The 261-nt window shown below is 59.4% G+C and carries 1 protein-coding gene; it reads right to left on the bottom strand.

Going from position 1 to position 261, the window contains the following annotated elements:
• Positions 1–250: hypothetical protein (locus EUU22_RS26165; protein WP_369333643.1), on the bottom strand; the 250-nt coding region annotated here is incomplete at its 3' end.
• Positions 251–261: the final 11 nt, after the last annotated feature.

Genomic DNA, 261 nt, shown 5'->3' with positions numbered 1-261 from the left:
CCCAGCCACACGTGTTGTTGCCTTTGTCCACGCAGGCCATGTGCAAGGCCTGTGGCCCCTGGAGGGCGGAGTCTTGCGTGGTAACCATGTCGGTCCAGAGGCAATCGCGTGATGAGGAGACCTGGCACGGGAGGCTGTAACACGTGACGATGTGGCACGAGCAGCTCTTCTCATACACCTGCTGGAATCCCAGCGTCTGACTGGCAGTCAGGGAGTCCCAGGGAACGATGAGACCGCAGGAGTTAATCATCACCGTGTCAT

This window comes from Ciceribacter ferrooxidans, from assembly GCF_004137355.1.
Classification (GTDB): domain Bacteria; phylum Pseudomonadota; class Alphaproteobacteria; order Rhizobiales; family Rhizobiaceae; genus Allorhizobium; species Allorhizobium ferrooxidans.
The sequence above is the reverse complement of the archived record's forward strand: the minus strand, read 5'-3'. Positions and strand labels throughout refer to the sequence as shown.